The organism is Pseudomonas kielensis, from assembly GCF_030505375.1.
Taxonomy (GTDB): Bacteria; Pseudomonadota; Gammaproteobacteria; order Pseudomonadales; family Pseudomonadaceae; genus Aquipseudomonas; species Aquipseudomonas kielensis.
In genome coordinates this window covers 2,328,912-2,351,555 of record NZ_CP130043.1, presented here as the reverse complement: position 1 = coordinate 2,351,555, position 22,644 = coordinate 2,328,912, and the positions used below count along the sequence as shown (strand labels likewise).

General features: G+C 61.9%; 23 protein-coding genes. 7 read left to right on the top strand and 16 right to left on the bottom strand.

All coding sequences use genetic code 11. The features are described from left to right. The 3 genes from Q1W70_RS10820 to Q1W70_RS10810 all read right to left on the bottom strand — a co-directional run bounded on the left by Q1W70_RS10820 (position 1) and on the right by Q1W70_RS10810 (position 1,800). Entirely contained in the window at positions 1 to 276 is a 276-nt protein-coding gene (locus Q1W70_RS10820; RefSeq protein WP_003213368.1) for an HU family DNA-binding protein, read from the bottom strand. Positions 277 to 464: 188 nt separating this feature from the next. Next, the gene (locus Q1W70_RS10815; RefSeq protein WP_185818431.1) at positions 465 to 1,613 is read right to left on the bottom strand and encodes an NAD(P)/FAD-dependent oxidoreductase; all 1,149 of its coding nucleotides are present in this window, start codon (positions 1,611 to 1,613) and stop codon (positions 465 to 467) included. A 19-nt stretch (positions 1,614 to 1,632) separates the two neighbouring features. Continuing rightward, complete coding sequence (locus Q1W70_RS10810; protein WP_007954349.1) at positions 1,633 to 1,800, bottom strand: rubredoxin; 168 nt, start codon at positions 1,798 to 1,800, stop codon at positions 1,633 to 1,635. A 201-nt stretch (positions 1,801 to 2,001) separates the two neighbouring features. Here Q1W70_RS10810 and Q1W70_RS10805 point away from each other — a divergent pair, with 201 nt between their 5' ends. After that, complete coding sequence (locus tag Q1W70_RS10805) at positions 2,002 to 2,565, top strand: chorismate--pyruvate lyase family protein (RefSeq protein ID WP_166589304.1); 564 nt, start codon at positions 2,002 to 2,004, stop codon at positions 2,563 to 2,565. Then, positions 2,565 to 3,455 carry a 4-hydroxybenzoate octaprenyltransferase gene (gene ubiA / locus Q1W70_RS10800; RefSeq protein WP_166589305.1) on the top strand — a complete coding sequence of 297 codons (891 nt, stop codon included), beginning with the start codon at positions 2,565 to 2,567 and terminating at the stop codon, positions 3,453 to 3,455. The genes Q1W70_RS10805 and ubiA overlap by 1 nt, the downstream gene beginning before the upstream one ends. A 61-nt stretch (positions 3,456 to 3,516) precedes the next feature. Here the strand turns inward: ubiA and Q1W70_RS10795 are convergent, their stop codons facing one another. Continuing rightward, positions 3,517 to 3,903: a COG4315 family predicted lipoprotein gene (locus Q1W70_RS10795; protein WP_166589306.1), complete on the bottom strand. Its 387-nt coding sequence runs from the start codon at positions 3,901 to 3,903 to the stop codon at positions 3,517 to 3,519. Positions 3,904 to 4,055: 152 nt separating this feature from the next. Between Q1W70_RS10795 and phoB the strand changes: the two genes are divergently transcribed. From phoB to Q1W70_RS10780, 3 genes are all read left to right on the top strand, one after another. After that, the gene (gene phoB, locus Q1W70_RS10790) at positions 4,056 to 4,745 is read left to right on the top strand and encodes a phosphate regulon transcriptional regulator PhoB (protein ID WP_095164918.1); all 690 of its coding nucleotides are present in this window, start codon (positions 4,056 to 4,058) and stop codon (positions 4,743 to 4,745) included. A gap of 81 nt (positions 4,746 to 4,826) precedes the next feature. Continuing rightward, positions 4,827 to 6,113: a phosphate regulon sensor histidine kinase PhoR gene (gene phoR, locus Q1W70_RS10785; RefSeq protein WP_206684572.1), complete on the top strand. Its 1,287-nt coding sequence runs from the start codon at positions 4,827 to 4,829 to the stop codon at positions 6,111 to 6,113. Between the two features lie 127 nt (positions 6,114 to 6,240). After that, on the top strand, positions 6,241 to 7,581 hold the full coding sequence (locus tag Q1W70_RS10780) for a hemolysin family protein (RefSeq protein ID WP_166589308.1): 1,341 nt from the start codon (positions 6,241 to 6,243) through the stop codon (positions 7,579 to 7,581). A gap of 62 nt (positions 7,582 to 7,643) precedes the next feature. Here the strand turns inward: Q1W70_RS10780 and Q1W70_RS10775 are convergent, their stop codons facing one another. The 8 genes from Q1W70_RS10775 to Q1W70_RS10740 all read right to left on the bottom strand — a co-directional run bounded on the left by Q1W70_RS10775 (position 7,644) and on the right by Q1W70_RS10740 (position 18,159). Further along, positions 7,644 to 8,537, bottom strand: coding sequence for a peptidoglycan DD-metalloendopeptidase family protein (locus Q1W70_RS10775; protein ID WP_302098817.1), 894 nt, complete (start codon positions 8,535 to 8,537; stop codon positions 7,644 to 7,646). An 84-nt stretch (positions 8,538 to 8,621) separates the two neighbouring features. Next, a complete protein-coding gene (locus Q1W70_RS10770) occupies positions 8,622 to 9,542 on the bottom strand; it encodes a response regulator (protein WP_166589310.1) in 921 nt (306 codons plus the stop codon). 163 nt (positions 9,543 to 9,705) lie between these two features. Continuing rightward, the gene (gene phoU / locus Q1W70_RS10765; protein ID WP_166589311.1) at positions 9,706 to 10,467 is read right to left on the bottom strand and encodes a phosphate signaling complex protein PhoU; all 762 of its coding nucleotides are present in this window, start codon (positions 10,465 to 10,467) and stop codon (positions 9,706 to 9,708) included. A gap of 113 nt (positions 10,468 to 10,580) precedes the next feature. Next, positions 10,581 to 11,414, bottom strand: a complete 834-nt coding sequence (gene pstB / locus Q1W70_RS10760; protein ID WP_020797931.1) for a phosphate ABC transporter ATP-binding protein PstB — start codon at positions 11,412 to 11,414, stop codon at positions 10,581 to 10,583. A gap of 143 nt (positions 11,415 to 11,557) precedes the next feature. Further along, positions 11,558 to 13,228, bottom strand: a complete 1,671-nt coding sequence (gene pstA / locus Q1W70_RS10755) for a phosphate ABC transporter permease PstA (RefSeq protein WP_182342872.1) — start codon at positions 13,226 to 13,228, stop codon at positions 11,558 to 11,560. 15 nt (positions 13,229 to 13,243) lie between these two features. Further along, positions 13,244 to 15,277, bottom strand: coding sequence for an ABC transporter permease subunit (locus Q1W70_RS10750; RefSeq protein WP_178117363.1), 2,034 nt, complete (start codon positions 15,275 to 15,277; stop codon positions 13,244 to 13,246). A gap of 381 nt (positions 15,278 to 15,658) precedes the next feature. After that, positions 15,659 to 16,660, bottom strand: a complete 1,002-nt coding sequence (locus Q1W70_RS10745) for a phosphate ABC transporter substrate-binding protein PstS (protein ID WP_166589314.1) — start codon at positions 16,658 to 16,660, stop codon at positions 15,659 to 15,661. Between the two features lie 200 nt (positions 16,661 to 16,860). After that, positions 16,861 to 18,159: an MFS transporter gene (locus Q1W70_RS10740; protein ID WP_166589315.1), complete on the bottom strand. Its 1,299-nt coding sequence runs from the start codon at positions 18,157 to 18,159 to the stop codon at positions 16,861 to 16,863. 361 nt (positions 18,160 to 18,520) lie between these two features. On the opposite strand from Q1W70_RS10740, the gene Q1W70_RS10735 reads away from it, so the two are divergent. Further along, the gene (locus tag Q1W70_RS10735; RefSeq protein WP_095164936.1) at positions 18,521 to 18,925 is read left to right on the top strand and encodes an acyl-CoA thioesterase; all 405 of its coding nucleotides are present in this window, start codon (positions 18,521 to 18,523) and stop codon (positions 18,923 to 18,925) included. A gap of 30 nt (positions 18,926 to 18,955) precedes the next feature. Then, entirely contained in the window at positions 18,956 to 19,855 is a 900-nt protein-coding gene (locus Q1W70_RS10730) for a D-hexose-6-phosphate mutarotase (RefSeq protein ID WP_166589316.1), read from the top strand. Between the two features lie 27 nt (positions 19,856 to 19,882). Here the strand turns inward: Q1W70_RS10730 and Q1W70_RS10725 are convergent, their stop codons facing one another. The 4 genes from Q1W70_RS10725 to purE form a co-directional block, all read right to left on the bottom strand. Next, a complete protein-coding gene (locus Q1W70_RS10725; protein ID WP_166589317.1) occupies positions 19,883 to 20,419 on the bottom strand; it encodes a DUF3299 domain-containing protein in 537 nt (178 codons plus the stop codon). 87 nt (positions 20,420 to 20,506) lie between these two features. Beyond that, positions 20,507 to 20,752, bottom strand: coding sequence for a GlsB/YeaQ/YmgE family stress response membrane protein (locus Q1W70_RS10720; protein ID WP_166589318.1), 246 nt, complete (start codon positions 20,750 to 20,752; stop codon positions 20,507 to 20,509). Between the two features lie 104 nt (positions 20,753 to 20,856). Further along, positions 20,857 to 21,942, bottom strand: a complete 1,086-nt coding sequence (locus Q1W70_RS10715) for a 5-(carboxyamino)imidazole ribonucleotide synthase (protein ID WP_302098816.1) — start codon at positions 21,940 to 21,942, stop codon at positions 20,857 to 20,859. 11 nt (positions 21,943 to 21,953) lie between these two features. Beyond that, positions 21,954 to 22,445 carry a 5-(carboxyamino)imidazole ribonucleotide mutase gene (purE, locus tag Q1W70_RS10710; RefSeq protein ID WP_017341565.1) on the bottom strand — a complete coding sequence of 164 codons (492 nt, stop codon included), beginning with the start codon at positions 22,443 to 22,445 and terminating at the stop codon, positions 21,954 to 21,956. Between the last annotated feature and the right edge of the window lie 199 nt (positions 22,446 to 22,644).

The window sequence follows — 22,644 nt, the reverse complement described above, 5'->3', positions numbered from 1 at the left end:
TTACGGATTGACGCTGTCTTTCAACGATTTGCCTGGCTTGAACGCCACGGTGTTGCTGGCCTTGATTTTCACTGGCTCACCGGTCTGCGGGTTTTTGCCGGTGCGGGCACCACGGTGGCGCTGCAGGAAAGTGCCGAACCCTACCAGGGTCACGCTGTCTTTGCGGTGCAGTGCGCCGGTGATCTCTTCAAGAACGGCGTTGAGGACGCGGTTGGCCTGCTCTTTGGTGAGATCAGCTTTTTCGGCGATTGCGGCGGCGAGTTCTGGTTTACGCATAGTGAAGCCTCTTTGACGGTTTTTTGTTGTTATGTCCGTGCTGTTCTTCCGGAACAGCGCCCAAGGCGCCGCAGGCTCTACTCTGCGGCAGACGGGTGTGAGGATGGCACGCGGATACGGGCTACGCCAGTCTCGGCGCGACCTTTGTAGGGGTTAAAGCGGGGTGATTCCGACAGAACGACCTGTATTTATGCCAGAAGCGCCGGAAGCTCCTTGTTTAGAGCCAATTTGTCCATCACCGCCGCTCCCGTAAGGGCGTAACCCAGCAGCTTGCCGCTGCTGTCGCGGCACAACGCCTTGATGTCGGCGCCCTGCCCCTCCACCGTCCAGACGCCCTCACAACCCCGTGGCGGCGGGGACACCACCAGCGGGCACACTGGGGTTTTCACGGTAATTGGCATCGCGCCATAGCTCACCGCGGTCGGGTTGCCGGCCAGGGTTTGTGCCAGCGCCCGCGCACAACTCATGAGGGGCATCACGTACAGCAGATTCAGCCCATCGACCTCGGCGCAGTCGCCCAGGGCATAGATATTGGCGTGGGAGGTTTTCAGGTGACGATCGACCATCACCCCACGATTGGTCTGCAAGCCGGCGGCCGCCGCCAGATCGATCCGCGGGCGCAGGCCAATGGCCGAGACCACCACGTCACAAGGAATCACCTGACCGTCGGACAAATGCCCTTCCAGGCCATCAGCGGTGCGCTGCAAACGGTTGAGCACCGGCCCCAGATGGAATTTCGCCCCCAGGCTTTCCAGCCCGGCCTGTACCGCAGCCGCGGCGGCCGGGTGCAACAGCGTCGGCATCACCTGTTCGCACGGCGCCACCAGTTGCACCTCATAGCCCCCCAGGATCAGGTCATTGGCAAACTCACAGCCGATCAGCCCGGCCCCCAGCAACAGCACCCGGCGCTTGCCGGCGGCGGCGGCGCGAAAACGGGCGTAGTCTTCCAGGTCATTGATCGGGAAGATCGCCTCGGGCGCATCGCCCTGCACCGGCACACGCACGGTTTCTGCGCCCCAGGCCAGGATCAGGTCGCGATAGGCTACCGCCTCTTCGCCGATCCACAGGCGCTTGTGGCCCGGGTCGATGCCGCTGATGCGCGTATGGGTGCGCACCTCGGCCTTGAGCTGCTCGGCCATGGCGCCAGGCTCGGCCATGCTCAGGCCGTCGGCGTCCTTGTTCTTGCCGAAACCGGTGGAGAGCATTGGCTTGGAGTAGGAGCGCCCGTCATCTGCGGTAATCAGCAACAGCGGAGTTTCGCCATCGAGTTTGCGAAACTCCCGGGCCAGGTTGTAGCCAGCCAGCCCAGTGCCGACGATCACGACAGGTGCGTTCATTCCTTACTCCTCGAATCGGTTAGTTGATTTCAATCATTTCGAAATCCATCTTGCCCACGCCGCAGTCCGGGCACAGCCAGTCTTCCGGCACGTCCTGCCACAGGGTACCCGGTGCGATGCCGTCATCCGGCCAGCCGTCGGCTTCGTTGTAGATCAGCCCACAGACTACGCATTGCCACTTCTTCATTGCTTGTTTCCTCGGATTCACAGGCTTTATCTGGCGCGGACGGTCGCCCGCCAAGGGTCCGCCGTCCGGCTCAGGGCGTTTTGTACTGATCGCACTCGACAGATGCAAGCGTGTTCGACGCCGCAGGCCGGTCCGATCACTCAATGTCGCCGATCAACATGTTAAGCTCGCCGCCTCATTTGCTGCCAATAATGACTCACTGTGCCGCACTCAAACGCCCTCGCCCCGACTCCGCTCTGGCTGCCGCAAAGCCAGCTGACCCCCCTTCCCGATGCGCAAACCCTCGACTGGCTGTTCGATCAAGGCTCGCTCACCCGACGCCTGACGCGCTTGTCGAATGACGGTTTCAGCGTCACCCCGCTGTACGAAGGCTGGCAGCCGTTGCGGGACGATGAGTGCGCCGCCCTCGACTTGCCACAGAACAGTGAAGGTTGGGTGCGCGAGGTGTATTTGCGCGGCCACGGCCAGGCCTGGGTGTTTGCCCGCAGCGTGGCGGCGCGCAGTGCATTGCAAGATGGCGGGTTGAACATGGATGAGCTGGGCAGCCGCTCCCTGGGTGAGCTGCTGTTCTGCGACCAGGCGTTCCAGCGCCGCGCCCTCGAGGTCTGCCACTACCCGGTTGAATGGCTGCCCCCTGCGGTTCAGGCCCCGGCCTTGTGGGGTCGCCGTTCGCGTTTCGACCGCGGTGGCTTGAGCGTGCTGGTCGCAGAAATTTTCTTGCCGGCCCTGTGGCGGGCGATTGTCGCGCCTGCGGAGAATGGCTGATGTACCAGAACCTGCTCAAATCGCTGAATCGCTTGAACCCACGCGCCTGGGACTTCGTCCAGTTGACACGCATGGACAAACCCATCGGCATCTACCTGCTGCTGTGGCCGACCCTGTGGGCCCTGTGGATCGCCGGTGAAGGCTCGCCGTCCCTGGCCAACATCGTGATTTTTGTCCTCGGCGTGGTACTGACCCGCGCCGGCGGCTGCGTGATCAACGACTGGGCCGACCGCAAGGTCGACGGCCACGTAAAGCGCACCGCCCAACGCCCGCTGGCTGCCGGCAGAATCAGCTCCCGGGAGGCGCTGGTGTTCTTTGCGCTGCTGATGGGCCTGAGCTTCCTGCTGGTGCTGTGCACCAACGCGGCGACAGTCTGGCTGTCATTCGGTGGCCTGGCACTGGCGGCCAGCTACCCTTTCATGAAGCGCTACACCTACTACCCACAAGTGGTGCTGGGCGCTGCGTTCTCCTGGGGCATGCCGATGGCGTTCACCGCCGAGACCGGCGAACTGCCGGCCGTCGCCTGGCTGCTGTGGATCGCCAACCTGCTGTGGACAGTTGGCTACGACACCTATTACGCCATGACCGACCGCGACGACGATCTGAAGATCGGCGTGAAATCCACGGCGATCCTGTTTGGCGATGCCGACCGGGTAATCATTCTCACGTTGCAGGGGCTGGCGCTGGGCTGCCTGTGGCTGGCCGGCTCGAAATTCGCCCTGGGTGGCTGGTTCCACCTCGGCTTGCTGGTGGCTGCCGGGTGTTTCGCCTGGGAGTTCTGGTACACCCGTGACCGGGACCGGATGAAGTGCTTCAAGGCGTTCCTGCACAATCACTGGGCGGGTTTGGCGATTTTTGTCGGGATCGTACTGGATTACGCGTTGCGCTGAGGGGCGCTGCAGGGATCGTGTCGAAGCTGGCGCAGGCTGCGCCAGCTGCGACAACAACGGGTTATTTCTGCGACTGGTGAACCACGTGCCAGACGTCTTTCATCTTGTCGCCCTTCATTTCGCCGGGCTTTTCGTCCTTGATGAAGGTGTACAGCGGCTTGCCGTCATAGGCCCATTGCATCTTGCCGTCGTCACGCTTGATCGCCGTCCATTTACCGTCGGCCTTGGCATCCGCCGGCGCCATCAGCGGCGGCCAGTTTTTTGCGCAATCGTCGTTACACATCGACTTTCCACCACTGTCCTTGTCGAACGTGTACAACGTCATGCCTTGGGGATCGACCATCATGCCGCCTTTCATCATGGCCGGCTCAGCCGCCATGGCCATTCCCGGCAAGGCCAGGGCAGCCGCCAGTACCAAGGCTTTAAAGGAGTGAGCAAAGTCAGTCATGGAAACCTTCTTTTGTGGTAGTCAGGATTCGGAGTTACAGCTTAGTCCAGGATCACGCGCCTTGCTTCACCACTGAAATGCTGTAACACGACTGCAATAATTCCGTTATCTAATGCGGCGCAAGACAGTTAAATGACAAGAGGATTTAACCCATGGTTGGCAGGAGCATTCTGATCGTCGACGACGAAGCGCCTATTCGCGAAATGATCGCCGTTGCGTTGGAAATGGCCGGCTATGACTGCCTGGAGGCGGAGAACGCCCAGCAGGCGCACGCCATTATCGTCGACCGCAAACCGGACCTGATCCTGCTCGACTGGATGCTGCCCGGCACGTCGGGGATCGAACTGGCCCGCCGTCTCAAGCGTGACGAGCTGACCGGTGATATCCCGATCATCATGCTCACGGCCAAGGGCGAGGAAGACAACAAGATCCAGGGCCTGGAAGTCGGCGCGGATGACTACATCACCAAGCCGTTTTCCCCCCGCGAGTTGGTCGCTCGTCTCAAGGCCGTGCTGCGCCGCACCGGCCCTACCGAAGGTGAAGCCCCCATTGAAGTGGGCGGCCTGCTGCTGGACCCGATCAGCCACCGGGTCACCATCGACGGCAAACCCGCCGAGATGGGCCCCACCGAATACCGCCTGCTGCAGTTTTTCATGACCCACCAGGAACGCGCCTACACCCGCGGCCAGTTACTGGACCAGGTCTGGGGCGGCAATGTGTATGTCGAGGAGCGCACCGTGGACGTGCACATCCGTCGCCTGCGCAAAGCCCTGGGTGACGCTTACGAAAGTCTGGTACAAACCGTGCGCGGCACCGGCTATCGTTTTTCGACCAAAGCCTGATTACACCCCGACCCGCTCCAAACGCTGACAAGGACGCATGTTCAAGTGAACCAAAACTGGCATGGCACCCTGATCCGCCACATGCTGCTGCTGGTCACCGGTTGCCTGGTGATCGGCCTGATCACCGGCTACTACGGCTGGAGCCTGGCCGCGGGCCTGGGTCTTTACCTGGGCTGGACCCTCAAGCAATTGCTGCGCCTGCACGAGTGGCTGCGCCTGCACAAACCCGATGAAGCGCCACCCGATGGCTACGGCCTGTGGGGCGAAGTGTTCGACAGCATCTATCACCTGCAACGCCGCGACCAACGGGTGCGCGGGCGCCTGCAAGCGGTGATCGACCGGGTCCAGGAGTCCACGGCGGCACTCAAGGACGCGGTGGTGATGCTCGACAGCGACGGCAACCTGGAATGGTGGAACCGCGCCGCCGAAACCCTGCTGGGGCTCAAGACACCCCAGGACAGCGGCCAACCGGTGACCAACCTGGTGCGCCACCCGCGCTTCAAGGAGTACTTCGAGCAGGACAGCTATGCCGAGCCGCTGGAAATCCCCTCGCCGACCAACGACCGGATGCGCATCCAGCTGTACATCACCCGCTATGGCAACAACGAGCACCTGATGCTGGTGCGTGACGTGACGCGCATCCATCAGCTGGAACAGATGCGCAAGGATTTCATCGCCAACGTCTCCCACGAACTGCGCACGCCACTGACGGTGATCAGTGGCTACCTGGAAACCCTGCTGGATAACGTCGAAGACGTGAACCCACGCTGGACTCGCGCGCTGCAACAGATGCAGCAGCAGGGCAGTCGCATGCAGACCTTGCTCAATGACTTGCTGCTGCTGGCCAAGCTGGAGGCCACCGACTACCCCTCGGACAACCAGCCCGTGGCGATCGACAGCCTGTTGCAGTCGATCAAGAGCGACGCCCTGGCGCTGTCCGGGCAACGCAACCAGCACATCACCCTGGAAGCCGACCCGTCGATCCAGCTCAAGGGCAGCGAGGCCGAGTTGCGCAGCGCGTTCTCCAACCTGGTGTTCAATGCGGTCAAATACACCCCGGCCGAAGGTCATATCCGCATCCGCTGGTGGGGCGATGAGCAAGGCGCGCACCTGAGCGTGCAAGACTCGGGGATCGGCATCGACAGCAAGCACTTGCCGCGCCTGACCGAACGTTTCTACCGCGTCGATTCGAGCCGCAACTCCAACACCGGCGGCACCGGCCTGGGCCTGGCGATCGTCAAGCACGTGTTGCTGCGCCACCGCGCCCGGATGGAAATCAGCAGCGTGCCAGGCCATGGCAGCACCTTCACCTGCCATTTTGTGCCCGCGCAGGTGAGCAAATCACGCACCGGCAGCCTGACCGACTAGCCCCCCGCACGACGTCCCCCTAGGCAATTGCCCTGTCAGCCGCTACATTGGCTGACTTGGGCCTGCCTTTCAGGCTCGTCTGCACCCTCTTTTTTATTCGAATATACGGAACCCGCAAAACTCCATCATGGACCCTTCTCCTGGCTTGTCCCTCGCTACACTCTTCGCCGATTTCGGCATGATTCTTTTTGCACTGATCCTGGTTTTGCTCAACGGCTTCTTCGTTGCGGCGGAATTTGCCATGGTCAAACTGCGCTCGACCCGGGTCGAGGCGATTGCCGATAAAAACGGCTGGCGCGGCCACATCCTGCGCACGGTGCACAGCCAACTCGACGCTTACCTGTCTGCCTGCCAACTGGGTATCACCCTCGCCTCCCTCGGCCTGGGCTGGGTCGGTGAGCCGGCGTTTGCGCACATTCTCGAGCCGCTGCTGGCCGCCGTGGGCGTCGACTCGCCGGAAGTGATCAAGGGCGTGTCGTTCTTTACCGCCTTCTTCATCATTTCCTACCTGCACATCGTGGTCGGTGAGCTGGCTCCGAAATCCTGGGCGATCCGCAAGCCCGAGCTGCTGTCGCTGTGGACGGCCGTGCCGCTGTACCTGTTCTACTGGGCCATGTACCCGGCCATCTACCTGCTCAACGCCAGTGCCAATGCGATCCTGCGCATCGCCGGCCAGGGTGAGCCCGGCCCGCATCACGAGCACCACTACAGCCGTGAAGAACTGAAACTGATCCTGCACTCCAGCCGTGGCCAGGACCCGAGCGACCAAGGCATGCGCGTGCTGGCCTCGGCCGTGGAAATGGGCGAGCTGGAAGTGGTCGACTGGGCCAACTCCCGGGAAGACCTGGTGACGCTGGAGTTCAACGCGCCGCTCAAGGAAATCCTGGCGATGTTCCGCCGCCACAAGTTCAGCCGCTACCCGGTGTACGACAGCGAGCGCCAAGAGTTCGTTGGCCTGCTGCACATCAAGGACCTGTTGCTGGAACTGGCCGCCCTGGACCACATTCCCGAGTCGTTCAACCTGGCCGAGCTGACCCGACCGCTGGAGCGTGTGTCGCGGCACATGCCGCTGTCGCAGTTGCTGGAACAGTTCCGCAAAGGCGGCTCGCACTTCGCCGTGGTCGAGGAAGCCGACGGCAACATCATCGGCTACCTGACCATGGAAGACGTGTTGGAAGTGCTGGTCGGCGATATCCAGGACGAACATCGCAAGGCCGAGCGCGGCATCCTGGCCTACCAGCCGGGCAAGTTGCTGGTACGCGGTGACACCCCGCTGTTCAAGGTCGAGCGCCTGCTGGGCGTGGACCTGGACCACGTCGAAGCCGAAACCCTGGCCGGCCTGGTCTACGACAGCCTCAAGCGGGTGCCGGAAGAGGAAGAAGTGCTGGAAGTCGAAGGTTTGCGGATCATCATCAAAAAGATGAAAGGCCCGAAAATCGTCCTGGCCAAGGTCGTGATGCTCGATTGAATCTGTAAAGGATCGCAGCCCTCGGGAGCCGCCGCAGGCTGCGATCGTTTACCCAGCCCCTCTTACCTCCCCAGCGCAAAGTTCGGCAGGCTGCCCACCGGCTGGCTGAACTGATACGGAATCGACACCAACCCCAACCCGGTATTGCGCTGCACCACGAAATGCAGGTGCGGCCCGCTGCTGTTGCCGGTATTGCCGGACAACGCCAGGGCGCTGCCCACCGCCACCCGCTGCCCTTCTCGCACCCGTACCGAACCCTGCTTGAGGTGCAGGTACACGCCCATGGTCCCGTCGTTGTGCAGCACGCGCACGAAGTTACCCGCCGGATCGGTGCCGCGACCGCTCTGGCGGTTCTCGGTTTTCACCACCACCCCGGCCCGCGCAGCAATGATCGGCGTGCCTTCGGGCATGGCGATGTCCATGGCGTAGCGATTCTTCGGCCCGTAATGGCTGTATTGGCCGTTGACGCCCTGGCTCAGGCGAAACGGACCACCGCGCCAGGGCAGCGGGTAAAGATAGGTCAGCGTGGCGCCTGAGGGGTCGCCCAAGGCGTATTTGAGCCTGGGGGTATAGACCAGCGGCTTGCCGGGGCGGGACGCCGTGAGCAGCGCCAGACGGGTGTTACTGCGCGCCGGCAGAACTCGGCGGATGGCCTGGGCAGGCGCGCCCTTGAGGTTTTTCACCTGGTGAAAGCTCAACTCGACCTCGACCGGCGCATACAGGTCGTTGCGCACAAACACTGTGTGGCTGCCCGGCTGCTTCTTGATCTGCAGGTGCACCTGGCGTTCGAGGCGCTCGTCCATCCGGTCACGGAATACAAACACCTGGGCCCCACGTGACGGCCGATCGCTGTAGGACACCACGCCATTGGCGTGCTGGGTCTTGTAGATGGTCGTGGCCACGGCCAGGCTCGAGGCCATGAGCAGACCACAGCAAATCAGCAATCGCGCGAACATGGGCAGCATTCTGTCGGGGGCAGGCTTGGGTGAGCCTAGCAGTCAGAATGCCCTCAGGCTGGCGACAGCTGTTTCAAAAGCTGATTACGCACCCGGCACGAAGTGCTTCTGCGCCGTACCCCGGGCGATCAGCCGGGAAATGTAATCGAGCTTCTGGGCATCCTGGTCGACGAAGCGGAAGGTCAGTTGCAACCACTCGCTGTCGGGTTTCGGCTCGTGGGCAACGATGGCATGCAGATAGCCGTTGAGGCGGGCGATTTCGGCGTTGTCCCCCTGCTCCAGGTCGAGCACGGCGCTGTCGAGCACTTGGGGCAGCGTCTCGCTGCGTTTGACCACCAGCAGCGCTTCCTTGATGCTCAGGGCCTTGATCACGCAGGCCTGGATGCCGCTGGGCAGGCGCAACTGGCCCTGGCCACGGCCACCAGCGGGTGCCGGCGTAGGGGCCTTGATCGGCGGGCTGCTGAGCAGGCCCTTGGCGGTTTCCTCGGTGCGGTTTTGCAGGTAAGCGTTGGGGGTCGGCGCAGCGACCACTGGCGCCTTGCCGGCGGTCAGGGCACTCAGCGAGTCGTTGGCGAATGCCGGCGCCAACTTGGCCGGGGCCTGATTCATCAAGGCATCGAGCTTGCCGATCTTGTTCAGGGCCTGTTTGACTTTGCTCAGCAATTGCTCGTTGGTGAACGGCTTGCTCACATAGCCCGACACACCGGCCTGGATCGCCTGGACCACGTTTTCCTTGTCGCCACGGCTGGTGACCATGATGAACGGCATGGTCTTGAGGGCGTCCTGTCCGCGGCACCAGGTCAGCAACTCCAGGCCGGACATTTCCGGCATCTCCCAGTCGCACAGCACCAGGTCGAAGGTTTCGCGGGCCAGCAGGCTTTGTGCCTTGCGGCCGTTGACCGCGTCTTCGATGCGCATGCCCGGAAAGTAGTTGCGCAGGCACTTCTTCATCAGATCACGAATGAACGCCGCATCGTCCACGACCAACACATTGACCTTACTCATCGACCACCCTCGTAATTATCCCGACCAGCAAAACGCCTGGCTTGGCACTTCGCCAAAATACTTCAGTCACGCCGGGACCTTTGTCGTTCGCGGGTGCTATGAAATCCAGCCAGCACCAACAAAAACGCCCGGCCAAGGGCCGGGCGTTTTTACTTGGGCAATCTTACTTATCGTCAGGTTTACCCGGAACATTAGCGGTTTCGCCACTGGTGCCTTCAACTTCTTCCTTCATGCGCTTGAGACCCAGGTGACGCACGTCCGTGCCGCGCACCAGGTAGATCACCAGCTCGGAGATGTTGCGGGCGTGGTCGCCGATACGCTCCAGCGAACGCAAGACCCAGATGATGCTCAGCACGCGCGAGATCGAGCGCGGGTCTTCCATCATGTAGGTCGCCAGTTCGCGCAGCGCCGTCTTGTACTCGCGGTCGATGATCTTGTCGTACTGGGCCACGGACAGCGCCAGGTCAGCGTCGAAGCGGGCGAAGGCATCCAGCGCGTCGCGAACCATGTTGCGCACCTGGTCACCGATGTGGCGCACCTCGACGTAGCCACGCGGGGCCTCGCCTTCTTCGCACAACTGGATGGCCCGGCGGGCAATCTTGGTGGCTTCGTCGCCGATGCGCTCCAGGTCGATCACCGACTTGGAGATGCTGATGATCAGACGCAGGTCGGACGCCGCCGGCTGACGACGGGCCAGGATGCGCAGGCATTCTTCGTCGATGTTGCGTTCCATCTGGTTGATCTGGTCGTCGATCTCGCGCACCTGCTGGGCCAGGCCGGAGTCGGCCTCGATCAGCGCCGTGACCGCGTCGTTGACCTGCTTCTCGACCAGCCCACCCATGGCCAGGAGGTGGCTGCGCACCTCTTCAAGCTCGGCGTTGAACTGCTGGGAGATGTGGTGGGTTAAGCCTTCCTTCGAAATCATGGTTTTGCTCCGCAAAAGCTGTGAGCTGCAAGCTTCAAGCTGCAAGCTGATGTGTGTCGTACTCGAACCGCCCTGGCTGACCGCTTGACGCTTGCGGCTCGCAGCTGTCCCCACTAGCCATAACGACCGGTGATGTAGTCTTCGGTCTGCTTTTTCGCCGGATTGGTGAACAAGGTGTCGGTGTCGCCGAATTCCACCAGCTTGCCCATGTACATGAACGCGGTGTAGTCAGAAACCCGGGCAGCCTGTTGCATGTTGTGAGTCACGATGACGATGGTGAACTTGGATTTCAACTCGTAGATCAGCTCTTCAACCTTCAGCGTCGAGATCGGGTCGAGTGCCGAGCAGGGTTCGTCGAGCAGCAGCACTTCCGGCTCCACGGCGATGGTCCGGGCGATCACCAGACGCTGCTGTTGACCACCGGACAGGCCCAGTGCCGACTCGTGCAGGCGGTCCTTGACCTCATCCCACAGCGCCGCCCCTTTCAACGCCCACTCAACGGCTTCGTCGAGTACGCGTTTTTTGTTGATGCCCTGAATCCGCAGGCCGTAGACCACGTTTTCATAGATGGTCTTGGGGAACGGGTTGGGCTTCTGGAACACCATGCCGACCCGGCGACGCAGCTCGGCCACGTCTTCGCCCTTGCGGTAGATGTTGTTGCCGTACAGGTTGATCGCGCCCTCGACACGGCAACCGTCGACCAGGTCGTTCATCCGGTTGAACGTACGCAGCAGGGTCGACTTGCCACAGCCGGACGGGCCGATGAAGGCGGTCACTCGCTGCTTGGGAATGTTCATGCTGACGTCGAACAGCGCTTGTTTGTCGCCGTAGAACAGGCTCAGGCCCGGCACTTCGATGGCTACGGTTTCCTGCTCGAGGCTCAGGCTCTGCTTGTCGCGACCCAGGGCCGACATGTTGATGCCGTGGGTATGTGCTTCGTGCTGCATGGGAGGCTCCCTGTGCTAACAAATTCGGTTCGGTTTTTGTGGGAGCCAGCCTGCTGGCGGTTCGGGCAACGCGGTGTATCTGTGAAACCGCGGTGATGCCATCGCGAGCGAGCTCGCTCCCACATAGAAATCAGTGCTGCAAATCAGCTATCCAGCGCTTTGTATTTTTCGCGCAGGTGGTTACGGATCCACACGGCCGACAGGTTGAGTGTGGCGATCACCAGTACCAGCAGCAGCGCCGTGGCGTACACCAGTGGGCGTGCGGCCTCGACGTTCGGGCTCTGGAAGCCGACGTCATAAATGTGGAAGCCCAGGTGCATGATCTTCTGGTCCAGGTGCAGGTACGGGTAGTTCCCGTCCAGCGGCAACGACGGCGCCAGCTTCACCACGCCCACCAGCATCAGCGGTGCGACCTCACCGGCCGCACGGGCCACCGCGAGAATCATGCCGGTCATCATCGCCGGACTGGCCATCGGCAGCACGATCTTCCACAGGGTTTCCGCCTTGGTCGCACCGAGGGCCAACGAGCCCTCACGCACGGTGCGAGGAATCCGCGCCAGGCCTTCTTCGGTGGCCACGATCACCACCGGCACCGCCAGCAGCGCCAGGGTCAGCGAGGCCCAGAGCAGGCCCGGGGTGCCGAAGGTCGGCGCCGGCAAGGCTTCCGGGAAGAACAGGCGGTCAACCGAACCACCCAGCACATAGACGAAGAAGCCCAGGCCGAACACCCCGTAAACAATCGCCGGTACACCCGCCAGGTTGTTCACCGCGATGCGGATCAGCCGGGTCATGGTGCCCTGGCGTGCATATTCACGCAGGTAAACCGCCGCCAGCACACCAAACGGGGTGACGATCATCGCCATGATCAAGGTCATCATCACGGTGCCGAAGATCGCCGGGAAAATCCCGCCTTCGGTGTTGGCTTCACGTGGGTCGTCGCTGAGGAATTCCCAGACCTTGCTGAAGTAGAAACCGACCTTGGTCAAGGTGCTCATCGCGTTCGGCTGGAAGGCGTGAACCACCTTGCCCAGTTCGATTTCGATTTCCTTGCCGTTGCCATCGCGGGCGGTCAGGCTGTCGCGGTTGACCTGCGCATGCAGATCGCTCAGGCGCTTTTCAATGTCCTGGTAGCGGGCATTGAGCTCGGCGCGTTCCGATTCCATGTCGGCCTGGGCCGCGGCGTCCAGCTTGCCGTCCAGCTCCAGCTTGCGACCGTGCAGGCGAATACGCTCAAGGCCGGCGTTGATCGCCCCGATGTCGGATTTTTCCAGGGTCTTGAGTTCGGCCGCCAGTTTGCTGACGCGCTCGATCCGCGCTTGCAGCTCAGGCCAGGCGGCCTCGCCTTCAGCGATGACCTTGCCGTCCTGCTTGACGTTGACCAGGTAGCCGTAGAAGTTGCCCCACTCACGACGCTCGATCGCCATCAATTCCGGCGGCGTGGTCTGGTTGGTCAGCCACTCGCCGACGATCCAGGTGAAGTCGGTGCCATTGAGATCACGGTTGCCGACCTTGATCAGCTCGCGGGTCATGAACTCCGGGCCCTGCTCCGGGACCGGCAGGCCCGCGCTTTTCAGGCGCTCACGTGGCACTTGTTCTTTCTGTACCACTTCGCCGATGACCACATGGCTGGCCTGGCCCGGCACCTCGTACTGGGCATGCACCAGGTCGGCGGGCCAGAAGTGGCCCAGACCGCGCACGGCAATCACCGCCAGCAAACCAATGGTCATGATGACGGCGATGGCCACCGCGCCACCGCTGATCCAGACGCCGGGGGCGCCGCTCTTGAACCATCCTTTCAGGGAGTTCTGTTTCACAGACTTCTACCTTTCTTAAAGCGACGAGTATTTCTTGCGCAGACGCTGACGAATCAGTTCCGCGAGGGTATTCATGACGAAGGTGAACAGCAGCAGCACCAAGGCCGAGAGGAACAGCACGCGGTAGTGGCTGCCGCCGACTTCCGACTCCGGCATTTCCACCGCGACGTTGGCCGCCAGGGTCCGCAGGCCTTCGAACAGGTTCATCTCCATCACCGGGGTGTTGCCGGTGGCCATCAGTACGATCATGGTTTCGCCGACTGCGCGCCCCATGCCGATCATCAAGGCCGAGAAAATGCCCGGGCTGGCGGTGAGGATCACCACCCGCGTCATGGTCTGCCAAGGTGTGGCACCCAGGGCCAGCGAGCCCAGGGTCAGGCCGCGCGGCACACTGAACACGGCGTCTTCAGCGATCGAGTAGATGTTCGGGATCACCGCGAAACCCATGGCCAGGCCGACTACCAGGGCGTTGCGCTGGTCGTAGGTGATGCCCAGGTCGTGGGAAATCCACATCCGCATGTCGCCGCCGAAGAACCACGTCTCCAGGTACGGGCTCATGTACAGCGAGAGCCAGCCGACGAAGATGATCACCGGGATCAGGATCGCGCTTTCCCAGCCATCCGGCACTTTCAGGCGGATCGACTCCGGCAGGCGGCTGAAGATGAAGCCGGCCAGCAGAATCCCGATCGGCAGCAGCATCAACAGGCTGAAGATGCCCGGCAAGTGCCCTTCCACATACGGGGCCAGGAACAGGCCGGCGAAGAAGCCGAGGATCACCGTCGGCATCGCTTCCATCAGCTCGATCACCGGCTTGACCTTGCGGCGCATGCCTGGGGCCATGAAGTAGGCGGTGTAGATCGCTGCGGCCACGGCCAGCGGTGCGGCCAGCAGCATGGCGTAGAACGCCGCTTTCAAGGTACCGAAGGTCAGCGGCGACAAGCTCAGCTTGGGCTCGAAGTCGGTGTTGGCCGCAGTCGATTGCCAGACGTACTTAGGCTCGTCGTAGTTTTCGTACCAGACCTTGCTCCACAGTGCGCTCCAGGAAACTTCCGGGTGCGGGTTGTCGAGCAGCAAGGGTTGCAGCTTGCCGCCCTGCTCCACGATCACCCGGTTGGCACGAGGCGACAGGCCGAAGATGCCCTGGCCATCGACCACCTGGTCCACCAGCAGGGTGCGGTGGGCGGTGCTGTGGAACACGCCGAGCTTGCCGGAAGCGTCCAGGGCAACAAAGCCTTTGCGACGCTCTTCGGCAGTGATCTCAACGATAGGCGAAGTGCCCATCTGGAAGGTCCGGATCTGCTTCAGGCGTTGCTCGCCATCTGGATCGCGGGCCATGAACCATTGGGCCAGGCCACCCTTGGAGTCACCGATGATCAGCGAGATACCACCCACCAGCTGGGTGCTGGCGGTGACTTGGCTTTCGCCATCTTCGAGCAGCTTGTAGCGACCGTTGAGGCTTTTTTCCCGCAGGCTGAACACGTCGGCCTGGGCACGGCCGTTGAGCACGTACAGCCACTGTTGGCGCGGGTCGATGAAGATGTTTTTCACCGGCTCGGTCATTTGCGGCAAGTCGATGCGCTGCTGATCACTGGTGATTTCACCGGTCATCATGTTTTCTTCTTTGCTCAGCGCCAGGACGTGCAACTGCGCACCGCTGGAACCGGCGACCATCAGGGTCGAGTCGGTCGCATTGAGGCTGACGTGCTCCAGCGCGGTGCCCTGCTCGTTCAGCGCAATCGGCGCCTCACCGTAGGGGTACTCGATGGCCGGCGAGATGGTCTTCTTGCCATCCGGGTAGCTGACCTTGTAAGTGTGACGGAACACCAGGGCCTGACCGTTGGACAGGCCGACGATCACCAGCGGGCTGCCGGGCTGGTCTTCACCGATCGAAGCAACGCTGGTACCGGCCGGGATCGGCAAGTCGACACGGCGCAGTTCGGCACCACTGTCGAGGTCAAAGAACAGCGCCTGGCCCTTGTCGGAAACCCGCATGGCGACCTGGTTCTGCTCTTCAAGGGAAATCATCAGCGGCTTGCCGGCGTCTTGCATCCAGGCAGGCGTGATCGAGTCTTTGGCGGTCAGTTCGGCACCCTGGAACAGCGGGGCGACGACATAGGCCAGGAAGAAGAAAATCAGGGTAATCGCGCCGAGCACGGCAAGGCCGCCGATCAGTACGTACCAGCGGGTCAGGCGATCCTTGAGCGCACGGATGCGCCGCTTGCGTTGCAGCTCAGGCGTATTGAAATCAATGCGCTTGGGAGGGGAAGTCGTAGTCATTGGGGAATTGGCCAGATCATTCATGCGCACACCCTAGCGATCCTGTATGACAGAAAGATGACAATGCAGTGACGCAACAAATCCGCCGCCCGTGGAAACGGGCAGTGGACCGAAAAATGTTGGGTGATCCGGGGCTAGCCCCGGATCAGGGTTTTACTTCTTTGCGACTTCAGCGCCGCCTTCGTGCAGGCCCAGGTCAGCCAGTGCCTTGGCGGCTACTTTGGCTGGCAGAGGGATGTAACCGTCCTTGACGACCACTTCCTGACCCTGTTTCGACAGGATCAGTTTCACGAACTCGGCTTCCAGCGGGGCCAGAGGCTTGTTCGGGGCCTTGTTGACGTACACGTAGAGGAAACGCGACAGCGGGTACTTGCCGTTCAGGGCGTTTTCTTCGGTGTCTTCAACGAAGTCAGTGCTGCCTTTCTTGGCCAGGGCCACGGTCTTCACGCTAGCGGTCTTGTAACCGATACCCGAGTAGCCGATGCCGTTCAGCGAAGAGCTGATCGATTGCACCACCGAGGCCGAGCCCGGTTGTTCGTTGACGTTAGGCTTGAAGTCGCCTTTGCACAGGGCTTCTTCCTTGAAGTAGCCATAAGTGCCGGATACCGAGTTACGACCGAACAGCTGTACCGGCTTGTTGGCCAGGTCGCCGGTCACACCCAGGTCACCCCAGGTTTTCACATCGGCCTTGCCGCCGCACAGACGAGTCGAGGAGAACACGGCATCGACCTGTTCCATGGTCAGGTGCTTGATCGGGTTGTCTTTGTGCACGAACACGGCCAGGGCATCCACGGCAACCGGGATGGCAGTCGGCTTGTAGCCGTACTTGGTTTCGAAGGCCTGCAGCTCGTTGTCCTTCATCTTGCGGCTCATCGGGCCCAGGTTAGCGGTGCCTTCAGTCAGCGCAGGTGGCGCGGTGGAGGAACCGGCAGCCTGAATCTGGATATTGACGTTCGGGTATTCTTTTTTGTAGTTCTCGGCCCACAGGGTCATGAGGTTGGCCAGGGTATCGGAGCCGACGCTGGACAGGTTGCCCGACACACCAGTGGTCTTGGTGTAGCTCGGGATAGCAGGGTCAACAGCGGCAACTGCGTTGGCAGTCGCAACGCCAGCAGCGACAAAAGTCATTGCCGCCATCAAACGCTTCAGTTTCATGCCTTACTCCTGGTAATAGGGTGTGTTAAGTCGGGGCCAAGTATCGGCAGGCCGTGTGAACACTCTATGACTTGAATATGACAATTAGATGAAAGGCCAGCATGGGCTGTTAGCGATGAGTCGTGGTGCCCTCAATCGCGAGCAGGCGGAGCGCCGCCTGCTCGCGATGATGACAGTGCAAACGATGTAAGGAATCGGGCTTAGCGCCCCTTCCTCCACAGATACCCACCCACGACGATCCCCACGCCGCAGATGATTGCCACGTAGTAGGCCGGCCCCATCGGGCTCTCCTTGAGCAGCAAGGTGACGACCATCGGCGTCAGGCCGCCGAAGATGGCGTACGCCAGGTTGTAGGAGAACGACAGGCCGCTGAAGCGCACCACGGCCGGGAAAGCCTTGACCATGACGTAGGGCACGGCGCCGATGGTGCCAACCAGCAGGCCGGTCAGGGAGTACATCGGGAACAGCCAGTCCGGGTGATTGAACAGGCTGTGATAGAAGGTCCACGAACTGAGCAGCAGCAAGCCGCTGCCGAACACAAACACCCGGCCCGCACCGAAGCGGTCAGCCAGGGCACCGGACGCCACGCAACCCAGGCTCAGGAACACGATCGCCAGGCTGTTGGCCTGCAACGCGGTGGTGGCCGAGAAGTGGTAGACGGTTTGCAGCACGGTCGGGGTCATCAGGATGACCACGATGATCCCGGCCGACAGCAGCCAGGTCAGCAGCATCGAGATGGCGATGGCCCCACGATGGTCGCGCAGGACCGCACGCAGCGGCACTTCTTCAGCCAGGGCCTTGCGCAGCTGCAACTCGGCGAACACCGGGGTTTCGTGCAGCCAGCGGCGCAGGTAGACCGAGAACAGGCCAAACACGCCACCCAGCAGGAACGGGATCCGCCAGGCGTAATCAGCCACCTGCTCGGGGGTGTAGAGGCTGTTGATCGCCGTGGCCACCAGCGAGCCCAGGAGGATGCCAGCCGTCAGGCCTGACGTCAGCGTGCCGCAGGCATAGCCGATGTGTCGCGCCGGCACGTGCTCGGAAACGAATACCCAGGCCCCCGGCACTTCCCCGCCAATGGCAGCGCCCTGGATCACCCGCATCAGCAACAGCAGGATCGGTGCCCACATGCCAATCTGCGCGTAGGTCGGCAGCAGGCCCATGATTAACGTCGGCACCGCCATCATGAAAATGCTCAGGGTGAACATCTTCTTGCGACCCAAAAGGTCACCGAAGTGGGCCATGACAATGCCGCCCAGTGGCCGTGCCAGGTAACCGGCGGCAAAGATCCCGAAGGTCTGCATCAGGCGTAGCCACTCGGGCATGTCCGCCGGGAAGAACAGCTTGCCGACCACCGTGGCGAAAAACACAAAGATGATGAAGTCGTAGAACTCCAGCGCACCGCCCAGGGCAGAAAGCGACAGGGTCTTGTAGTCGTTGCGGGTCAAGGGACGTGCAGGCTGCGCGGGTGACGCTATGCTCGATGGCGCTGTGGTCATGGCAAGGGCTTCTCTTATAGTCGGATCTGCAACCCCAACAACGCTGGCTGGGGCTTGGGCAGGTTCGGCACGATAGCAAATTGTTCGAAAAAGCACAGGGATGCGCGTAATTGACAGCCAAAATGAGAACCGGATGGTCGTCGCGCGGTCTACCGCTCGATATACTCGCAGCCTGCAACACGCTGCAAGGGTTGCTGTGCGAAGACGCTGCTGGTGCGACCAGTCGATTTCGCAGAGTTTCCCTTTAGCACGCCTTATGGAAAACGCGACGAACGTAGTATGTTCGGGCTGAATCGTTTTTCTGAAGACGGCTATTCACCTGAAGTACCAATGAGAGTCACGGGTTAGAGGCACCCCCGGCATGATAGAACTCGAACAAGACGATCCGATCCCGCAAGGCGACCTGGCCCTGCAAATCACCGCGCTTCCTCGCGAGACCAACGGCTTTGGCGATATTTTCGGCGGCTGGCTGGTGTCCCAGATGGACTTGGCCGGCACGGCAATGGCCAGCAAGATCGCCGGCGGGCGCGTCGCCACCGTGGCCATCGATCGCATGGCTTTCCTGGTACCGGTCGCCGTCGGCGCACAGCTCTCGTTCTACACCCAGGCCCAGGAAATCGGTCGTACGTCGATCAAGATGCTGGTCGAGGTCTGGAGCGACGATCCGCTGTCCAGCGAGTGGCGCAAAGTGACGGAAGCGGCGTTCGTGTTTGTTGCCATCGACGGCAGCGGTCGTACCCGCTCGGTCCCCCCACGAGCCTGTTGAATCCCCCTGTTGCCGATCGAGAGCTGTCCCATGAACACCCCCACTGTTGAAGCGGTAAAACTGGATCAACTGAACTGCTGGCGGATTCGCCACGGCCAGGCCGAATTGCTGGTCGCCCAGCAAGGCGCGCATATCCTCAGCTATCAACTGGCCGGGCAGCCGCCCCTGATCTGGCTCAACGACGAGGCGGTGTTCCAGACCGGCAAGAGCATCCGCGCCGGGGTGCCCGTGTGCTGGCCGTGGTTCGGCAACCTCGAGCGCAACCCACCGAGCGTGCAGGCCATGCGTGTCAGCGATCAACCCGCTGCCGCCCACGGCCTGGTGCGGGCGCTGGACTGGACACTGGAAGGCATCGAAACCGAGGGCGACAGCCTGAACGTGGTGTTTACCCTGCCTGTGCCGGAAAACGGCCTGCCCGGTTGGCCGCATCAGGTCGACCTGAAGCTGAGCATTCGCCTGGATGAGCACCTGCAGATCGATCTGACCAGCCACAACCGAGGCACCGACAGCGTCACCATCAGCCAGGCGCTGCACAGCTACTTCGCGGTCAGCGACGTACGCAACGTGCATGTGGAAGGCGTAGACGGGCTGGAGTACATCGAAACCCTGGACAACTGGAACACCGCCACCCAACGCGGTGATCTGCGGTTCAGTGGGGAAACCGACCGGATTTACCTCAATACCCCGGAAAAACTGAGCATTGTCGACCCGGCCTGGGAGCGACGTATCGAATTGACCACCCGGGGTTCACGCACGGCGGTGATCTGGAATCCCTGGATCAACCGCGCGGCGGCGTTCAGCGACATGGCCGACGATGGCTGGCAGCGCATGCTGTGCATCGAGACGGCCAATGTGATGGGTGACGTGGTCACTCTGGCGCCGGGTAGCAGCCACACCCTGGGCGTGAGCATCGCGAGCCACGCGGTTTAGCTCAAAAGATCAGCGCCCGCGCAGCGCCTACAGGTCGGACTCTTGCACCACCCGCACCTGCGCGGCATCCAGCGCGTAGGCGGCATCGGCCAGGTCGTTGTTGACCGTCTCGATCTTCAACGTGCCGCTGACCCACAAGGGCGTGTAGATATCATCCAGCTTCAGGCCCTTGGGGTAGCGCACCAGCACCAGTTGATTGGGCGGCGGTGGCGGCACGTGGATGCAGGCGCCCGGGTACGGCACCAGGAAGAACAGCGTGCTGCGGCCCTTGCCATCGGTTTCCAGCGGCACCGGGTAACCGCCCATGCGCACCTGCTTGTGGTTCATCGCCGCCACGGTCTTGGTCGAGTACATCACCGCCGGCAAGCCCTTGCTCTGCTTCAAGCCACCCTTATCGGTAAAGGTGCCATTGGCTTCCGGAGAGTTGTGGTCGATTTCCGGCATGGCTTCCAGCGCCTTCTGGTCCGACTTGGGCATCAGCTCGAGCCAGTCGGTTTCCGGCAGGTCGCCAGCATGGGCCAGGCCAGTGCCCAGCAATACAAGAGTCAGCAGAAGACGGCGCATGAAAGTGCTCGGCAAAGAAGGGAAGACAGGTCGCCGGGCATTCTAGCCCGCTGCGCGTGAACCGCGCAGCGGGCTTGATCGTCTGAATCAGTTCTTTTTGACCAGACCGTAGACCACCAGCAGCACCACCGCGCCCACCAGGGCACCGAGGAAGCCCGCGCCTTGGCCGGCCTGGTAGATGCCCAGTGCCTGGCCACCGTAGGTCGCGGCCAGCGAGCCGGCGATACCGAGCAGGATGGTCATGATCCATCCCATGCTGTCATCACCCGGTTTCAGGAAACGAGCCAGCAGGCCCACGATCAATCCGATGAAGATGGTTCCGATAATTCCCATGGCGCTTCCCTCTGAGTGAATTAGCTATGCCAAAGCCTAGACAGACTTTGGCATCCTGCCATCAGAGAACACGGGGCCCCGAAGGTTCCCAGCGCGCCACGGGTTTATTGCTCGGCGATCAGCGCCTGGACCTTGAGGATCTGCTGCTCGAGCGTGGCCTTGTCGGCGCAGCGCAGGTTGGCGTGACCGACCTTGCGCCCGGCCTTGAACGCCTTGCCATAGTGATGCAGATGGCAATCGTCGATGGCGATGACCTTGTCCACCGGCGGTACCACACCGATGAAGTTGAGCATGGCGCTTTCGCCGACTTTGGCCGTCGAACCCAGCGGCAGGCCGGCAACGGCGCGCAGGTGGTTTTCGAACTGGCTGCACTCGGCGCCTTCGGTGGTCCAGTGCCCGGAGTTGTGGACCCGCGGGGCGATTTCGTTGGCCTTGAGGCCACCGTCGACTTCAAAGAACTCGAACGCCATCACGCCGACGTAGTCCAGTTGCTTGAGCACACGGCTCGAGTAGTCCTCGGCCAGGGCTTGCAACGGGTGCTCGGTGCTGGCCACGGACAACTTGAGAATGCCGCTGTCGTGGGTGTTGTGCACCAGTGGGTAGAATTTCGTCTCGCCATCACGGGCCCGCACGGCAATCAGCGACACTTCGCCGGTGAACGGTACAAAACCTTCCAGCAGGCAGGCCACGCTGCCCAGCTCAGCGAAAGTACCCACCACGTCTTGCGCGGTGCGCAAGACTTTCTGGCCCTTGCCGTCATACCCCAGGGTGCGGGTTTTCAGCACGGCGGGCAGGCCGATGGCAGCTACCGCGGCGTCCAGGTCAGCTTGCGACTGGATGTCGGCGAACGCCGGGGTCGGAATCCCCAGGTCCTTGAACATGCTTTTTTCGAACCAGCGATCACGCGCGATGCGCAGCGCTTCGGCGCTCGGGTAGACCGGGACGAACTGCGACAGGAAGGCCACGGTTTCAGCCGGGACGCTTTCGAACTCGAAGGTCACCAGGTCGACTTCGTCGGCCAGTTGACGCAAGTGATCCTGATCGCCGTAATCGGCCCGCAGATGCTCACCCAGCGCGGCGGCACAGGCATCCGGTGCCGGATCCAGGAAAGCGAAGTTCATGCCCAGCGGAGTCCCCGCCAGGGCTAGCATGCGGCCCAGTTGGCCGCCACCGATTACACCGATCTTCATCGTCAACAACCTCAGGCGATGCGTGGGTCTGGATTTTCCAGGACGCTGTCTGTCTGCTCAGCACGGAAGGTTTTGAGCACCGCGTGGAACTGCGGGTGCTTGGCGCCAAGGATACTCGCCGACAGCAGGGCGGCGTTGATCGCGCCCGCTTTGCCGATGGCCAGGGTGGCGACCGGAATGCCTGCAGGCATTTGCACTATAGAGAGCAGCGAATCGACACCCGAGAGCATCGACGACTGCACCGGAACGCCCAGTACCGGCAGGTGGGTCTTGGCCGCACACATACCTGGCAGGTGCGCCGCGCCACCGGCGCCGGCGATGATCACCTCGATGCCACGCGCCTCGGCCTCTTCAGCGTACTGGAACAGCAGGTCCGGGGTACGGTGGGCAGAGACCACTTTCACCTCGTAAGGGATGCCGAGCTTTTCCAGCATATCGGCGGTGTGGCTAAGGGTGGACCAATCGGACTTGGAGCCCATGATCACGCCAACCAGTGCACTCATCGTCGCGCCTCTTCTCTCTGGGCGCCCGCAGGCGCGTCAAAAAACAACAAGCCACGCAGGATGCGTGGCTTGATTGTACGAATTTTGGCCAGACAAGCCGGCCGAAGGCCGCGCAGTATACCGCAATAAGGCAGATAAATAGCCCCTCTCACGACCATCTGACAGATGACTGAAATCGGCGTGATTATTGACTCCAAGG

Coding starts and splice junctions, on each gene's coding strand:
- ubiA (WP_166589305.1), top strand. CDS start 2,565: ATGTACCAGAACCTGCTCAAATCGCTGAATCGCTTGAACCCACGCGCC.
- Q1W70_RS10735 (WP_095164936.1), top strand. CDS start 18,521: ATGATAGAACTCGAACAAGACGATCCGATCCCGCAAGGCGACCTGGCC.
- Q1W70_RS10810 (WP_007954349.1), bottom strand. CDS start 1,800: ATGAAGAAGTGGCAATGCGTAGTCTGTGGGCTGATCTACAACGAAGCC.
- phoR (WP_206684572.1), top strand. CDS start 4,827: ATGCTGCTGCTGGTCACCGGTTGCCTGGTGATCGGCCTGATCACCGGC.
- Q1W70_RS10725 (WP_166589317.1), bottom strand. CDS start 20,419: ATGCGCCGTCTTCTGCTGACTCTTGTATTGCTGGGCACTGGCCTGGCC.
- Q1W70_RS10815 (WP_185818431.1), bottom strand. CDS start 1,613: ATGAACGCACCTGTCGTGATCGTCGGCACTGGGCTGGCTGGCTACAAC.
- purE (WP_017341565.1), bottom strand. CDS start 22,445: ATGAGTGCACTGGTTGGCGTGATCATGGGCTCCAAGTCCGATTGGTCC.
- phoU (WP_166589311.1), bottom strand. CDS start 10,467: ATGATTTCGAAGGAAGGCTTAACCCACCACATCTCCCAGCAGTTCAAC.
- Q1W70_RS10770 (WP_166589310.1), bottom strand. CDS start 9,542: ATGAGTAAGGTCAATGTGTTGGTCGTGGACGATGCGGCGTTCATTCGT.
- Q1W70_RS10750 (WP_178117363.1), bottom strand. CDS start 15,277: ATGCAAGACGCCGGCAAGCCGCTGATGATTTCCCTTGAAGAGCAGAAC.
- Q1W70_RS10740 (WP_166589315.1), bottom strand. CDS start 18,159: ATGACCACAGCGCCATCGAGCATAGCGTCACCCGCGCAGCCTGCACGT.
- Q1W70_RS10715 (WP_302098816.1), bottom strand. CDS start 21,942: ATGAAGATCGGTGTAATCGGTGGCGGCCAACTGGGCCGCATGCTAGCC.
- Q1W70_RS10775 (WP_302098817.1), bottom strand. CDS start 8,537: ATGTTCGCGCGATTGCTGATTTGCTGTGGTCTGCTCATGGCCTCGAGC.
- Q1W70_RS10720 (WP_166589318.1), bottom strand. CDS start 20,752: ATGGGAATTATCGGAACCATCTTCATCGGATTGATCGTGGGCCTGCTG.
- Q1W70_RS10780 (WP_166589308.1), top strand. CDS start 6,241: ATGGACCCTTCTCCTGGCTTGTCCCTCGCTACACTCTTCGCCGATTTC.
- pstB (WP_020797931.1), bottom strand. CDS start 11,414: ATGCAGCACGAAGCACATACCCACGGCATCAACATGTCGGCCCTGGGT.
- Q1W70_RS10795 (WP_166589306.1), bottom strand. CDS start 3,903: ATGACTGACTTTGCTCACTCCTTTAAAGCCTTGGTACTGGCGGCTGCC.
- phoB (WP_095164918.1), top strand. CDS start 4,056: ATGGTTGGCAGGAGCATTCTGATCGTCGACGACGAAGCGCCTATTCGC.
- Q1W70_RS10820 (WP_003213368.1), bottom strand. CDS start 276: ATGCGTAAACCAGAACTCGCCGCCGCAATCGCCGAAAAAGCTGATCTC.
- Q1W70_RS10730 (WP_166589316.1), top strand. CDS start 18,956: ATGAACACCCCCACTGTTGAAGCGGTAAAACTGGATCAACTGAACTGC.
- Q1W70_RS10745 (WP_166589314.1), bottom strand. CDS start 16,660: ATGAAACTGAAGCGTTTGATGGCGGCAATGACTTTTGTCGCTGCTGGC.